This is a genomic window from Autumnicola aciditolerans (assembly GCF_041679265.1).
In the GTDB taxonomy this organism is placed as follows: Bacteria; Bacteroidota; Bacteroidia; order Flavobacteriales; family Flavobacteriaceae; genus Autumnicola.
Genome location: NZ_JBGFSM010000001.1, coordinates 1 through 13,467 on the forward strand (window position 1 = coordinate 1; position 13,467 = coordinate 13,467).

Below are 13,467 nucleotides of genomic sequence, written 5' to 3' on the forward strand. Positions count from 1 at the left end.
CCTAAATTAAGTTTACCAGAAGGCAATCGCAAATGGAATTATGCTAAGTTAAAAGATGTGGTTGATGGGCCGCATACGCTAGTGATGTATTTTTATCTATCGAAAGAGAGTTTCGAGAAGAAGAAAACCTTAGATTAAAAATGCTATCAGATTATAAAAATGAGTGGGAATTAGCATTAAAAATTGAAAAACTAGATCTTATTGACGATGAAAATACTACTGGCTTACTTTTATTAGAATGGCTCTCACAAACAGGAAACAAAACGTTATATAACTGGTTATTTGAATCATCTGCGATAAATGTTCCTGGTTCAATGGCAATTCGAACAAGGGAGTATAAATTTCTTATCGGACCTGAAAGTAAATTGTTTGACTTAGACCCCGAAGTTCAATTGCAATTATCATCTGGCTTAATATCTGATAATTTAACAACCAACAAGGTTATGTTTATTGATTATTTCTATGACAATGAAGAGCTACAATATGTGATGGATACTTTCAGGTCTTACAATTATAGACTCTCAACCTATATTGATATTGATCCAGATGGAGTATTTGGAATTATTGACAAAAAACAAAAATATTTATACTCAAAACCTACTGAATGGTCTGGCTGGGTAAGGCCAACATATCCAGAGATAAAAATAACTAAAATATTGCAACAAAGTGAAGTTCCAAATGATTTATTAACCCCCCAAGTTGAATTCAATTTTATTCTTAATGAAGTTTCATTGTTTAAATCTAAAAAAGTTGTCCCCAAAAATTTGTTTTATCAAATAATTATTAAACGTGAAATCAGGAATTCAATATCAACTTTGATAGACAAACCTAATAGAACTTCATATATTGAAGTAGGGGAAATGCTTCGAATACCTACTAAACCATCCCAAGATATTCCATATTGCATTATTGACAGTAATCTCGAAAGAGAAGATATTCAATCGGAAATAATCTTGAATTATAGAGTAGAAGTTTCGGTAGTTGCTATAGATTCAAGTGGTAAAACATTTGTTTTAAGAAAAGAAGTAGTTAAACAGTTTGACAAAATAAAAATCTCACCAATTCAGCAGGACAAAGAATGGAAAAAAATATTATTAGTAAAAATTGAATAGCCAAAAGCAAGCACTGTACGAAAAAATAAAATCAGCAATAAATTATTATAGTCTTCCCTGAAGTCCTCAGCTACCTATATAATACCTCGATTTCTTTAGACCATTTTTAGTATTCTTAATTGATTTTTTACGCTGCATTTTGGTATTTTTCTATAGGTTTTATTCTGCCAATTCCCTGGTGATCCCTATGGTGATATTTGTCTATCCAAGACTTTATTCCTTTGTAGAGTGTTATGCCATCTTTTGCTGGATTAAGGTAAATATGCTGATATTTAATGGTTCTCCAAAATCGCTCAATATAAATATTATCCAGAGCTCTTCCTTTTCCATCCATACCTATCTGGATCCTATTCTTTTTTAAATAGGATACGTACTGCAGACAGGTAAACTGACTGCCCTGATCCGAATTAAGTATGTCAGGTTTTCCGTGTTTGGCTATTGCTTGTTTGACTACTTCCAAACTACTATTACTATCCAGGGTGTTGGAGAGTCCCCAGCCCACAATTACCCGGCTAAAAACATCACAGCCGTGAGGTACATGAACCCCTGTTCCATGGGGATATAAGTAATATCAATTTCCCAAACCTGATTGGCGCGCACGATCTCTAAATTCCTCAAAAGGTAAGGATGGTGTATTAGCCTCAAATAACCGAGTAATTTTTGATTAAATTTTAAGCTGCTTTTTTCTGTGCACAATCCGGTGAAAACGGACATCCATTCCGCTGGAAAGCGGACAGTGATTCCGGAATAAAGCGGACACCCATTCCGGGGCAAAACGGACAGTGAATCCGTTTCAAAGCGGACAGCTATTCCGGAGCAAAACGGACACTTTTCTCATCTTAGTGCCATTAACTTTTAAAAGAAAGGATAATGGCCAACAATCCGATAGGTATGAGAGAAGTACGCGAACTATTACGATTATATTTTAAACAAGGACTCAGTGGCCGTAAAGCGGCTAAAGTAGCCGGTATTGGGAAAACTGCAGCAAGCCAGTATATTGCTGGTTTTAAAAGCAGTGGTCTCTCCATTTCAGCAATTTCAGGGATGAATGACAGTGAACTCATCAACCTGATAAATATTCGAAAACAAACAGAGAATTCCCGCTACACGACCTTAGAGAAGCTATTTCCTTATTTTGAAAAAGAGCTTAAAAAAGTAGGTGTCACCCTGCATCTGCTGTGGGAGGAATATAGGCAAACGCACAAGGATGGCTATGAATACAGCCAATTCTGCCACCATTATTACCATTGGCGCAAGGAGAGTAAGGTCAGCATGCATATGGAGCATAAGGCTGGAGATAAACTCTTTGTGGATTACAATGGCAAAAAGCTTTACATCACCGACCCCCACACCGGCAAGCGGGAAGCCTGCGAGGTATTTATCAGTGTTCTGGGTTGTAGCCAACTCTGTTATATTGAAGCAGTCCCATCACAAAAGAAAGAGGATTGGATCGCAGTCAATCAAAATGCACTTCAATTTTACGGAGGTGCCCCTGCTGCCATTGTACCGGATTGCCTGCGCTCTGCGGTAAGTAAATCCAATCATTACGAGCCTAAAGTAAATCAAACCTATCAGGATTTTGGGGAGCATTACGGGACGGTAATATTACCGGCCAGAGCTTTACATCCGAAAGATAAAAGTCTGGCGGAGAACTTTGTGCGATTAGCCTACCAACGTATTTATGCTCCTTTACGCAATGAGGTTTTCTACTCCATCGAAGAACTCAATCAGGCCCTTTGGGAGAAGCTTGAGCTGCACAACAACAAGAACTTTCAACATAAATCCTACAGCCGGCAAAGCCTTTTTGATCAGGTAGAAAAGCAGGAATTAAAAGCCTTGCCAACTACCTGCTATGAGTTAAAACACTTCTCTCAACTCAAGGTCCAATACAATCATCATATTTATTTAAAAGCCGATAAACACTACTACAGCATTCCCTTTAAATATACCGGCAAAAAGGTAAAAGTTATTTATACCCTCTCCAATGTGGAGGCCTATTATAATAATGAAAGAATTGCTTTGCATCAGCGAAACCGTAAGCCTTATGGCTATACTACTAAGAATGAACACCGTCCTGCCCATCACCAGTTCCAGGCTGAATGGACCTCGGAGCGGTTCATCAACTGGGGCCGCTCCATAGGACCAGAAGTAGAACAATTCATTGCCAAGATACTGGATAGTCGTCCCCACCCGGAACAGGCTTACAGAAGTTGTATGGGACTCCTAAACCTGGCTAAGAAACATCCTAAGCCTGCTTATCGAAAAGCCTGTAAAAAAGCCCTTGAAATGAACTGTCTGCAATATAAGTTCATCAAGAATATACTCCATAATAAAACTTTTGATGTAAAAGAGGAACCTCTTGAACTGTTCAAATTACCCACCCATAATAATATACGAGGAAAAGAAAACTTTAATTAAAATTAATACATATGAACACAAATGCCACCTTTGAAAAGTTACACACGATGCGTTTACACGGCTTTGCACAGGCCTATCGGGAAATTACCGAAAGCACCCAGGAGAAGAACTTCTCCCTGGATGAATGTATCGCCCATCTTATTGAAGCCGAATACGAAGACCGCTACAATAAGAAATTAAAGCGGTTGATCCGCCAGCCCCGGTTTAAACAGCAAGCTTCCTTTGAACAAATCAATTTTATTCAGCCCAGAGGTATGGATAAAAATATGCTGCTTCGCTTACAACAGGGAGACTGGATTAAAAAGTCAAGAGACCTAATTATTACAGGACCAACCGGGGTAGGCAAATCATTTATCGCTTGTGCTTTAGGATTCCAGGCATGTGCCCAGGAACTTAAAACCATGTATTTTACGGCCAATAAACTCCTAGACCGAATGAACCTGGCCAAGGCAGATGGCAGTTATTTTAAGCTTATGGATAAAATAGCTAAAACAAAACTGCTTATCATCGACGACTTTGGTCTTAAACAAATCGATCATAAACAGTGTAATATGCTATTGGATCTTGTGGACGAGAGACATGGAAGTTCTTCCACAATTATCACCTCACAATTGCCTGTAAAATCCTGGTTCGACTGCTTTAAGGAGCCCACAGTTGCCGACGCAGTCCTAGATAGATTAACCAATGGTTCTTACCGCATAGAATTGCAAGGGGAATCGATGAGAAAATTTAGAAAATAAGAGCAAAAAAATTTTAATTAACTTAACCAAAATTTTAGAAGAAAAGTGTCCGTTTTGAAACGGAACGCCTGTCCGCTTTCAGCGGATTATGCATTCTGAATTGATTTATAATAGTATTCCCTGGTCTCCACAGGAGAAGCACAGTTAAACCTGTATAACATCCATTGCTGGTATAGTCTGTCATAAAAATATCAATGGCTTTTTTTTCTTCTTCAAAAGATTCAAAGCAATTAATATCAAATACTTGTTCATTTAGTGTTCGATGAAAACGTTCAATTACTCCGTTACATTCCGGGCTTCTCACAAAGGATTTGGACAGCTCCAACCCTAGAAAATTCATCTCATTTAGAAAGTCCCTGCTTTCGTATTGAGTTCCATGATCTGATCGTAGTTGTAGAGATGTACCTGCACAAATAGCTTTATTTAATGATCCAAATCGAAGTTTCACGGCTCTTTGAACAGGTGCCAGGGCTTCAAACCTATTGCCTGTCCTGGCAGGATGCCAAGAGATAATTTCATCGTTAAAATGATCTATAACAGAGAATAGCCAACACCATCCGTCTTTACCGGCCCAAAATTTCTTTCCATCTGTACCCCACATTATATCGGGCTTATCAGTAATGATCTTTCCATTATGAGTTCTTTTACGGCCATTTTTTACGGGTCTGTTTGGACTTAAAAGATCATGCTCCCGCATTAGTGCATTAACCCGATGTTTGGCGATATGTTTATTTGTCCTGGCCAATCTTTTCTTGACCTTTAAATAACCCCCGTTGAATTTGGAATTCTCCAGATCATCTTTTATTAGTTGCAACGCCTGGGCATCATCAATAGCAGGTTTAGGTCCGGGTTTGCCCCCTTTATTGTCCCTGGGTTTTTCATACCAGGTGGAAGAGCTGTAGTTGGAAACATTTAAAATGAGTTGCATCGGAAAAGGATTTCCTGTTTTGCTAAATGTTTCTTTTTGAAGGTATTCCACTATTTTCCTTTTAGACGTTTGATCGCTTCGCTCTTTTTTTTCGAAGTTCTAGTTCCATTTGGAGTTTCCCAATAAGCCGTTCTGCCTGTTTAAGTTTAGCGGCTCCAGGATCCTTTTTAAAACCCTGTTTACCTCCATTAATGAACTCATCCCGCCACTTGCTTATCTTGGCTACAGGTACCTGATGTTTCCTGCTGAGAGTTTCAATGTCTTCTCCACGTAAAAGTTCTAATACAATGGAGGTTTTGGCATTAACTGTTAAGTAATTCTTTTTCTTCATATCCGATAGTAAAGTTACAATTTTACTACTCGGTTATAATTAGGGTCAATATAGATGGATATATTTCTTTTCTCCAAGGCAGGTGAGGTGACGGCGAGGATAGATGTGGTGTATGTTAGCTTTGCGCATTAATCGTCTTACCCGTTCATAGCCGGCTTTATATCCTTTGTCCTTTAGCATGGATTGCATAGTCAAAACACCCGCAGTAGGCTATTCCAGAATATGTTTGTCCATGAGTTTCATCATTTAAGGATTCTGGAAATAAGATATCAATTATTTTCAACCGTAATTTAACCCTCTACTAAGATTTTTATAAAATTTTTGTAGGCAGTCTCAACTCCCTCTTTATATGTAAAAAATATTTCAACAAAGAAGATAATTGTGATTAATTCCAAAACTGAAAAAGCAGCTAAACAGTAATAGGAAATAAGAAGGTTATCTTCCGTTAAAGCATCCATATCAAATACTAAATAATATATAAATGTCAAAATAACTAGGCCAAAGAACGCAATATCTCCAATCAAAATTAAAAAATTAGATTTTTTATCAGAATCCCGGTGAAAAAGCTGATCCTTATTATACCAATCATACCATAAGATTATTATTGCTTGTAAAAGGAGCAATATAACGATAAGCCATTCGGAAAAATTGGCTCCAATTGAAGAAGCTAAAAAAAAAGTTATAATTACATTCGCTATAATGAACCGATTTCTGATAATATCTTTTTTAATTTTACTTGAAACTTTTTTTCCAGCCGCTAAATAGGTTTGATCATATTGTAGAAAAAAAATGCCTAGTTTAATTCTTATAACGTGGAGTAAAATTCCAATTAACACAATCCAGTTAGCACGAATGTCATTAATAGCCGATTTACTTAATGGCTCCACAAATTTGATAGATTCTATGCCATCCTCGTCCGTAGCAGTGTAAACAATTTTAGCAATAAGAATTAAAATTGGAATAACCAAAGCTACAAATGAAATGGCTTGAAGTAAATCTTTATATTTATTATCATCTTGTTCCATATTAGCAGATTACTTATTCTTAAGAAAAAGACCATATACTCCACCTGGAATTACTACTAAAAAAGCAAAATCCAATGACATAAAAGGTGCTAGCCATATAAAAATTAAAGAAGCTATTCCTAAAAATAGGATCATAGAGGAATGGAGGGGATTTAATATTTTAAACTTTGCTAATACTATTATAGGTGATAAGGCGAGTAAAAGAAGTAAAAGGAATTCGTAAATTGAAACTAAAGATTTAGAATAGATGCTAATTAATGCTCCTGTTATTGCAATAGTAGGAATGAAATATCTGACTTCTTTAGGAGTCAATTCACTTGATAAGTTTACATTATTCTTTTTCCATCTCCGTTTTTCATTGGCTAAAAGGGTACTAATAAGATAAACTTCCGTATCTGCAGTTGATAAAATAGCAGAAAAAACAGCTAAAACGACAATAGAAATTAAAATCCCAGGTTCTTGAGCTAGAATAGTTGAGAGAAAAGCATTGTCAGCAATTTCTGTATATCCGTATTCTCGAGCTTCAATACCAATTAATGCAATCATTATAGTATAACCTATAAATCCAAATCCCGCTGCAAACATACCTGTACGAACTGCCCCATCTGATCTAGCTGCATAAATTCTTTGCCAAATATCGCCACTTCCAATAACAACAAAAATACCTGTCAGTAAAATAGATATAGTTCCTAATGGAGAATAATCTAACTCAAATAATAACTCTAAACCATCGGTAGATGGAAAAAAATGAAAGATGAGTAAAGGTAAGCCAGTTAACATCAACAATAACTGAATTTTATCAGTTATAATGACTCCACCAAAGCCCGCAATCATTAAGTATCCAGCAATAACAAAGGCAAATAAAAAAGCATTGATCCATATGGGAATAGATGTGAGTTCATTTAGTAATACAGAACCGGCAAATAGTTGTAAGACTAGCAGAGCGAAGAACGCGAAAATTGTGAGACCGTTACTCAATAAACCAGCTAGGTGACCATATTTCTCGTAGATTAAGTCAGGTAATGAAAAGTAAAAGTGATTACCTGATTTAGAGTTAAACTTCTTGGCAAACATACCAAGTACCATCATCCCTATTCCATAACCTCCTAACAAGGTTATTGCAGCTCCGTCATTAACAAATGCCAATGTTGCAACGCTCATTAATTCTCCTGCTCCAATTAATGTAAAAGTGGATGCAAAAACACCGAACCAACCTATTTTTCTGCCAGCCAATGCAAACATAAGTGGATCTTTTTTTTCTCTTATCCATACCCAATAAGACACTAAAATTAAAAATATAATATATCCTATAATAAATGCTAAAGAAAGGTTCATCATTTGAAACAGATTTTTTATTTTCCTGAAATAAAATTTAAGTTCTTATCCCTTTCCTCAATCAGGTTAAAATAACTCCCAATTTAGAACTTACTGAAAACTAATTTATTAAGAATAATCAACTTCCACAATTACTAATAAAAAATTTGCATGATTATTACTACCTTAGATGTATAATCAAAATATTAATGATTTCTAACTATTTATAAATAGTAAAATTGATCACACTACAGAAGATTGAAATCAATCATATCTGGGAAATAACATGCTACTTCACATCAAATAGAATTTAATAAAAAGATTAGAATGGCTTAAAGCTTCACTTACTTCTATTTAAGATTTTAGCTGAAACACTTTACCTGCTTCGATTAAATTAGCTACCTCCTCTTATCAACCGATTTATCATCAAACGACACCAGGTTAAAAAGCTGGCGCATTCTGCTTCTTACCCTTTTGCCATATCTATCTTCCAGTTCCCCCGCGTTTAAATTTGTGGACATATGGGTTCTAACTTTGTGGTTTAGAAAAAGCTCATAACGGGAGAGCAGGATTTCACCAAGCACGTTGCAATCTTTTCCGAAGAACCTACCCGTAGGCTCCACCCCAAGGTCATCAAAGCACAAATAGCTGCTGTTGCCATAGTCCTCAATGGTTTTATAGCCCAGGTGATTAAAGGCAAAAACAATATTTCTACAGGGAATTACCTGATACTGCTTCTGGTGTGGCACCAGGTAACGCAGCAGCTTTAAAAAGCTGGTTTTTCCGCAGCCCACTGGTCCCGAAAGTAAAATGCCCTTCGCGGGATCCAGCTTGAATTTTTCACATTTTTCTTTTTCTGCGATAATGTAATTGCAAAGCTTGTAAAGCAGGGGCTCATCTTCCTTGTACAGGTGAAACCTATTGCCGAACAGGATCTTTCCCTTTGCCTCCAGGTACTCCAGCATGGATGGAAAATCATATAAAATTTCTTTCCCTCTCATCTTCCCGATCCTGTAGGTGACGCCACCTTCCGTTATTTCACAAGGGTTCTCCATAATTCTTAAAATTTTGAATTTTTAAATGATCCGGATTTTTTAGTTTTTGTTGCTTCTGGATCTCTTCAGCTTTTTTCATCCATCGCTGCGCGAGCGCTTTCCAGTTTACTACATCCTGGTTCCCGCCAATTTTCCAGCCAAGGGCTTCGTAATGGAGATAAAAGTTGGAAGCTTCTGTCTCCGGCCAGGTTTTGATTTTGAAAAATTCTATAACTTCAAATTCACTTTTTGGCCATAAAGGTTTAATAGGTTTATTATATTTAATATTGTTTGTTTCATATACCCGAGCTCTTTCACCACTCTTCCCGTACTCTTCTGCTACCTGTTCTAAAAAAGTTTCAAACTTATCCGGTTCCTGTCCATCTGAAATTGCGTGCTCATCCTCTACTTGTTCGTCACATGTCCAAAAAATGGACATCTTCACCTGGCTTCCTTTTAATGGGTTTTTTGATGGCATGTAGAGAATGTAATTCCACTCGCTTAGCTCCCGAATGCACTTATGATAAGTTGAAAGTGATCCTACCTTGGAGGCCTGCATGATCTCCTCCCTTTGGACAAAAAATTGTTTTCTGAACCTGAACACATTCCAATATTGAAACAGGGCATAGTAAATGCTGACATGCGAGGGATTCAGTCGCTGATCTTCATTAAAGCGTTCAAAAACTCCGGTTAGGTGCTTTATGTAATTCATCCCTAATATTTATTATCGATCCTGTGCTCTGTCATGATCCGGTGGATTTCTTCTACATCATAGTAAATAATACCTCCTATTTTCACATACGGTAGCGTTCCATTGATCCGAAGCGTCTGTAAAGTTCCCGTGCTTATATGCAGATGTTCCTTTACTTCTGAAGACCTCATATATCGCCTGAGATTCCCGGAGGATTGCTGGGATAGGAGTTTTTTAATCTCCTCTAATAGTTCCATTTTAAATTCCCACAAATCATCCGTGGTGATATTTTTTCTTGGCATAAAGAAAATATTTAGGTTAAATCCCACCGCTGGCTTCCCAAAGAGACGGTGGGATTTTGTTGATTTGACTTCTGGTTCAAAGTTGACAGCTTTGGAAAGAATTATTTCACCAGTCAGACGTAACTACGAGAAAATTTAACATGCCTGTTAATTGGAACTAAACTGGCCTAAACTGAAGGAAATTTTGGGTTTAGCTATAAAAAGGTGAGAACAAAAAAAGAGAAGATTGTTTTTCGTAGTTACGATCATATACCGAAATTTACAGCTCTTCATCCCAACTTAATCTCTGTTCAAACAGCCGGATTAATTCATCTATAAATTTTGTTCTTCGGCCTTTGCGCCCTTTTATTTCAGAAAACTTCTTGTAAATATTATCCAGCCTGATGTTAAACACCTTTTCAAATACCTTTGCAATAGCTATAATATCAGCAGAGCCATTATTTATCGCTCCGGAAAAATGCAGCGCATAGATAAGTTCAATTAGAGCGACTGTTGGCGCCGTCCAATTTAAATTAGTTTCTGCTGGTTCTTGTGAAGAAACCTCGAGTTTTAGAAGCTGCCTCTGTAGGTAAGGCAGTAATTTTTGGTATGCTCTAAACCGGGCTAATAGCAGATCATGCGAAGTACTGAATTCAGCGTCCCAATATAATGGAGCATCTTGGGCTTCTACCTTAGTGAGAAATCCCCTGGTGTAGTAAATTTCATCCATAAAAGTCTGTTCCAGCTCAACATATTGATGAAACTCCCTGTTTCTCAGGAAAAACTTACTAATTTTCTTTATCTTTTTATTCAGAAGCTTGCGCCTGTACTTTTCTGAAGTGGAGGGTTCCAGTTCCAGGGAACGCATCTCGAGATTCAGAATAAGATTGACAAGAGGTATCTGCTTGTGTTTCTTGAAGAAAGTGATTTCTTCGGAAACCGAACTAAAATTTCTTCTCCTTATTTCTAATTTGTATGTTTCCAGGACCTCCCGGCAGTATTTGATAATCCGGCTACAGGCAAGCAATTGCGTTTGAGAAGTTTCCTCAATTTTTTGAATCTCCTGCTCAAATTGTTCTTTGGAAAGAAAAAAATCCATCTCTACATCATTTATCACTACTGGTAAATGTCAGGTAAAAGAGATGAATTTTAAAATCGGAAAAATTTCGGTTTATAAACTAAACAACAACATTTATAAACAAAATTCCCATCGGAATTTTGCTGCCGCTGTTGCTTTAAATTAGTTAAATTAACAGCTGAATGATGAAACCAGCATTTTCAGGAATTTGCGGCGTATTTATAAAAGAAGAGTAGAATTAGTATTTCTAAAATATAAATGGATGTAAGGGATATCTTAAAACCTGCTTTGAAAAAATTGTAATATTAAGATTGTTGAAGAAGGAAATAATATTTATTCGGACTCACCCCTCATATTGCTCCTGGCGAAACTGAAAATTTTGCTGTACAACCTTACCGTCTCATCATAATCTCCTGATCCTTCATGATCAGATTCGTAATCAATATCCATCAGAAATGGCTTATTTTGGAGTGCTATGCTCTGTAATTTGGCTATATACTTTCCGCTATCCCATAACGGAATGCGATCATCCTGATAGGCTGGCATAATTAAGGTGGCAGGATATTCAGAACCTGCTTTTAGATTGTAATAAGGATCCATTTTGAGCAAACCCATAAACTCTGCACTATCTTTTACCGTTCCATACTCCAGATAGCTGGTACTACTGGCGGTCGCAGAGGATTCCAGTCCAAGCGGATTTAATCTGGGCACTTCAGCAATAAATGAAGAAAAAAGATCAGGACGTTCATTTACTGCCATTCCGGCCGTAATGCCTCCTGCACTAGCCGTGTATAAGGAGATCAAATCTTTTTGGGTGTACCCTTTTTCAATCAAAGCTTCCGTACAGGCAATAAGATCTTTCCAGGAATTATATTTAAGAGTTTTCATTCCCTGTGTATGCCAGTCTTTCCCTTTTTCTCCGCCTCCTCTTACGTGCGGAAAAGCCAAAATTCCGCCCTGTGCTGCCCAATCGAGAAAAACAGGATAAAAAAAAGGGCTCATACTTTCCCCATAAGCCCCGTAAACATATATAAAGACTTCATTTTCTGAATTGAGCTCAATACCTTTTTTGTAAATCAATGACAAAGGTACTTCTACCCCATCATGGCTAACCACCATAATTTGTTCAGAAACAAGATCCTGAAATTCCGGGTAAAGCGTTTCTTCCTGTAAATCTTCCTTCCGCAAGTCGGCTTCTTCAGTAATGATAAACCGGGTATAATCTGAAGTCCAACCGTCTAATTCTGCACCAATCAGATTGTTGTTTACTGTTCCGCCGAAGAATGTCACATACCCAGGTGAGAAAGGAGTTTGTAACTGCTTTGTTCTCTTTTCATGATCAATTTTCCAGAGGCTTACTTCCACCCCATATTTAGAGCGTGCGAAGTATATGTTATCTTTTGTAACTTTAAACTGGGTGATAGGATTTTCCTTAGTTCCTTTAGCCAGTATCTCAGGATTATTAAAATCAGGATTTTTAATTTTAACGCTGGCTATTTGATTTCCTTCGTAATTCCCCTGCCTGAAAATAAATTCCTCTCCCCTTACTTCTCCCTGATTATAGAAAACTTTCTGTTCCTGAGTGAAGAAAGGTACCCATTTTGGTTTTCCTGATATCAAGTCAGACATTTTCGCTATATAAGCGTCATAATAATCACTAGAGCTTGCGGAATAGCCAACAACATATTTATCCTGACTGGAACCAATCTTTACTTTCGGATAAAAATCTGCAGGAATATTTACCGTTTTATTATTCCCAAAAATCATTTTCTTCATCCCTGTGCTTTCTCCGAAATTATGAAGAACAGAATACGAGTTCTGTTTAAAACCTGGTTCAGCCTTATCCACTACAGGGAAGTAGAGATAAATAAAACCAGAACTATCCGGTAGCCATTCTACCCCACCAAATGCAGGATTTATATTTGTAATTACATCATCCAGTAATTTCCTCTTTTTTACATCTAAAAAAATAACTGTAGAGCCGAAATTTTCATCATTCTTGTAGCCAATGGCAACTTTTTCCCCATTAAAAGATGGCTCTAAATAGGTGATATCTGAAATTTCATCTTTGTAAATTAAAGGATCAAAAAGTTCTACTTCTTCTGCTGAAAGATTTTCCCTGAAAAACAATTTATCAATACCACTAGAATCGTCATATTTCAGGTAAAAGTAATTACCTGCTTCATTGACTTCAATAATATGGATGGTGCCGTTTTGAAGGTTCTGATACTCGGAAAACTTTCCCAGGTAATACTGCATAAGATTATTGTCAGCAAAATATGCTTCTGCTATAGAATCCTGTTCTTCCAACCAATTGGCAATTTCAGGATCCTCTAGGTTTTCCAAATTGGCATACTCATCCTGTATTGTTACGCCAAATTTTGTTTGTGTCTTTACCTGTTTTGTAAGCTGTGGATATTTAAATGACAAATGCTCTACCTGGCTGTAATTGATGGTAACAGAAAGCACACACCACAAAAGGAACATAAGGTAACTTCTTTTTTTCATTTTGAGG

The 13,467-nt window shown here is 36.9% G+C and carries 14 protein-coding genes and 1 pseudogene; 3 read left to right on the plus strand and 12 right to left on the minus strand.

Annotated features, from left to right (window positions below; all coding sequences use genetic code 11):
- Positions 1-140: 140 nt before the first annotated feature.
- A complete protein-coding gene (locus tag AB8M93_RS00005; protein ID WP_373055443.1) occupies positions 141-1,112 on the plus strand; it encodes a hypothetical protein in 972 nt (323 codons plus the stop codon).
- Between the two features lie 127 nt (positions 1,113-1,239).
- On the opposite strand, the gene AB8M93_RS00010 is transcribed toward AB8M93_RS00005, so the two are convergent.
- Together AB8M93_RS00010 and AB8M93_RS00015 are read right to left on the minus strand one after the other, a co-directional pair.
- The gene (locus tag AB8M93_RS00010; protein ID WP_373055445.1) at positions 1,240-1,614 is read right to left on the minus strand and encodes an integrase core domain-containing protein; all 375 of its coding nucleotides are present in this window, start codon (positions 1,612-1,614) and stop codon (positions 1,240-1,242) included.
- 2 nt (positions 1,615-1,616) lie between these two features.
- Positions 1,617-1,757, minus strand: a complete 141-nt coding sequence (locus AB8M93_RS00015; RefSeq protein WP_373055446.1) for a hypothetical protein — start codon at positions 1,755-1,757, stop codon at positions 1,617-1,619.
- A gap of 246 nt (positions 1,758-2,003) precedes the next feature.
- On the opposite strand from AB8M93_RS00015, the gene istA reads away from it, so the two are divergent.
- Complete coding sequence (gene istA, locus AB8M93_RS00020; RefSeq protein WP_373055448.1) at positions 2,004-3,530, plus strand: IS21 family transposase; 1,527 nt, start codon at positions 2,004-2,006, stop codon at positions 3,528-3,530.
- An 11-nt stretch (positions 3,531-3,541) separates the two neighbouring features.
- Positions 3,542-4,270: an IS21-like element helper ATPase IstB gene (gene istB, locus AB8M93_RS00025; RefSeq protein ID WP_373055450.1), complete on the plus strand. Its 729-nt coding sequence runs from the start codon at positions 3,542-3,544 to the stop codon at positions 4,268-4,270.
- A 34-nt stretch (positions 4,271-4,304) separates the two neighbouring features.
- On the opposite strand, the gene AB8M93_RS00030 is transcribed toward istB, so the two are convergent.
- From AB8M93_RS00030 to AB8M93_RS00075, 10 genes and pseudogenes are all read right to left on the minus strand, one after another.
- On the minus strand, positions 4,305-5,198 hold the full coding sequence (locus AB8M93_RS00030) for a DDE-type integrase/transposase/recombinase (protein ID WP_373055451.1): 894 nt from the start codon (positions 5,196-5,198) through the stop codon (positions 4,305-4,307).
- Positions 5,199-5,259: 61 nt separating this feature from the next.
- Positions 5,260-5,529: a hypothetical protein gene (locus tag AB8M93_RS00035; protein ID WP_373055453.1), complete on the minus strand. Its 270-nt coding sequence runs from the start codon at positions 5,527-5,529 to the stop codon at positions 5,260-5,262.
- Positions 5,530-5,574: 45 nt separating this feature from the next.
- Positions 5,575-5,727 (minus strand): annotated as a pseudogene (locus AB8M93_RS00040) (IS3 family transposase); the annotation flags it as partial.
- A gap of 92 nt (positions 5,728-5,819) precedes the next feature.
- On the minus strand, positions 5,820-6,554 hold the full coding sequence (locus tag AB8M93_RS00045) for a hypothetical protein (protein WP_373055455.1): 735 nt from the start codon (positions 6,552-6,554) through the stop codon (positions 5,820-5,822).
- Positions 6,555-6,563: 9 nt separating this feature from the next.
- Positions 6,564-7,892 (minus strand): sodium:solute symporter family protein, encoded by a 1,329-nt coding sequence (locus AB8M93_RS00050; protein ID WP_373055456.1) that lies wholly within the window; start codon positions 7,890-7,892, stop codon positions 6,564-6,566.
- Between the two features lie 374 nt (positions 7,893-8,266).
- Positions 8,267-8,923, minus strand: coding sequence for a P-loop NTPase family protein (locus AB8M93_RS00055; protein ID WP_373055457.1), 657 nt, complete (start codon positions 8,921-8,923; stop codon positions 8,267-8,269).
- Positions 8,907-9,614 carry a hypothetical protein gene (locus tag AB8M93_RS00060; RefSeq protein WP_373055458.1) on the minus strand — a complete coding sequence of 236 codons (708 nt, stop codon included), beginning with the start codon at positions 9,612-9,614 and terminating at the stop codon, positions 8,907-8,909. Before AB8M93_RS00060 ends, AB8M93_RS00055 begins: the two co-directional genes overlap by 17 nt.
- Positions 9,615-9,616: 2 nt before the next feature.
- Complete coding sequence (locus AB8M93_RS00065; RefSeq protein WP_373055459.1) at positions 9,617-9,895, minus strand: helix-turn-helix domain-containing protein; 279 nt, start codon at positions 9,893-9,895, stop codon at positions 9,617-9,619.
- A gap of 259 nt (positions 9,896-10,154) precedes the next feature.
- Positions 10,155-10,973, minus strand: coding sequence for an RteC domain-containing protein (locus AB8M93_RS00070; RefSeq protein WP_373055461.1), 819 nt, complete (start codon positions 10,971-10,973; stop codon positions 10,155-10,157).
- Between the two features lie 312 nt (positions 10,974-11,285).
- Positions 11,286-13,460, minus strand: coding sequence for a prolyl oligopeptidase family serine peptidase (locus AB8M93_RS00075; RefSeq protein WP_373055462.1), 2,175 nt, complete (start codon positions 13,458-13,460; stop codon positions 11,286-11,288).
- Positions 13,461-13,467 lie beyond the last annotated feature (7 nt).

Excerpts from the sequence above, each read along its gene's own strand:
- AB8M93_RS00005 (WP_373055443.1), top strand. The coding sequence starts at position 141 with ATGCTATCAGATTATAAAAATGAGTGGGAATTAGCATTAAAAATTGAA.
- istA (WP_373055448.1), top strand. The coding sequence starts at position 2,004 with ATGAGAGAAGTACGCGAACTATTACGATTATATTTTAAACAAGGACTC.
- istB (WP_373055450.1), top strand. The coding sequence starts at position 3,542 with ATGAACACAAATGCCACCTTTGAAAAGTTACACACGATGCGTTTACAC.
- AB8M93_RS00030 (WP_373055451.1), bottom strand. The coding sequence starts at position 5,198 with ATGCAACTCATTTTAAATGTTTCCAACTACAGCTCTTCCACCTGGTAT.
- AB8M93_RS00035 (WP_373055453.1), bottom strand. The coding sequence starts at position 5,529 with ATGAAGAAAAAGAATTACTTAACAGTTAATGCCAAAACCTCCATTGTA.
- AB8M93_RS00045 (WP_373055455.1), bottom strand. The coding sequence starts at position 6,554 with ATGGAACAAGATGATAATAAATATAAAGATTTACTTCAAGCCATTTCA.
- AB8M93_RS00050 (WP_373055456.1), bottom strand. The coding sequence starts at position 7,892 with ATGATGAACCTTTCTTTAGCATTTATTATAGGATATATTATATTTTTA.
- AB8M93_RS00055 (WP_373055457.1), bottom strand. The coding sequence starts at position 8,923 with ATGGAGAACCCTTGTGAAATAACGGAAGGTGGCGTCACCTACAGGATC.
- AB8M93_RS00060 (WP_373055458.1), bottom strand. The coding sequence starts at position 9,614 with ATGAATTACATAAAGCACCTAACCGGAGTTTTTGAACGCTTTAATGAA.
- AB8M93_RS00065 (WP_373055459.1), bottom strand. The coding sequence starts at position 9,895 with ATGCCAAGAAAAAATATCACCACGGATGATTTGTGGGAATTTAAAATG.
- AB8M93_RS00070 (WP_373055461.1), bottom strand. The coding sequence starts at position 10,973 with ATGGATTTTTTTCTTTCCAAAGAACAATTTGAGCAGGAGATTCAAAAA.
- AB8M93_RS00075 (WP_373055462.1), bottom strand. The coding sequence starts at position 13,460 with ATGAAAAAAAGAAGTTACCTTATGTTCCTTTTGTGGTGTGTGCTTTCT.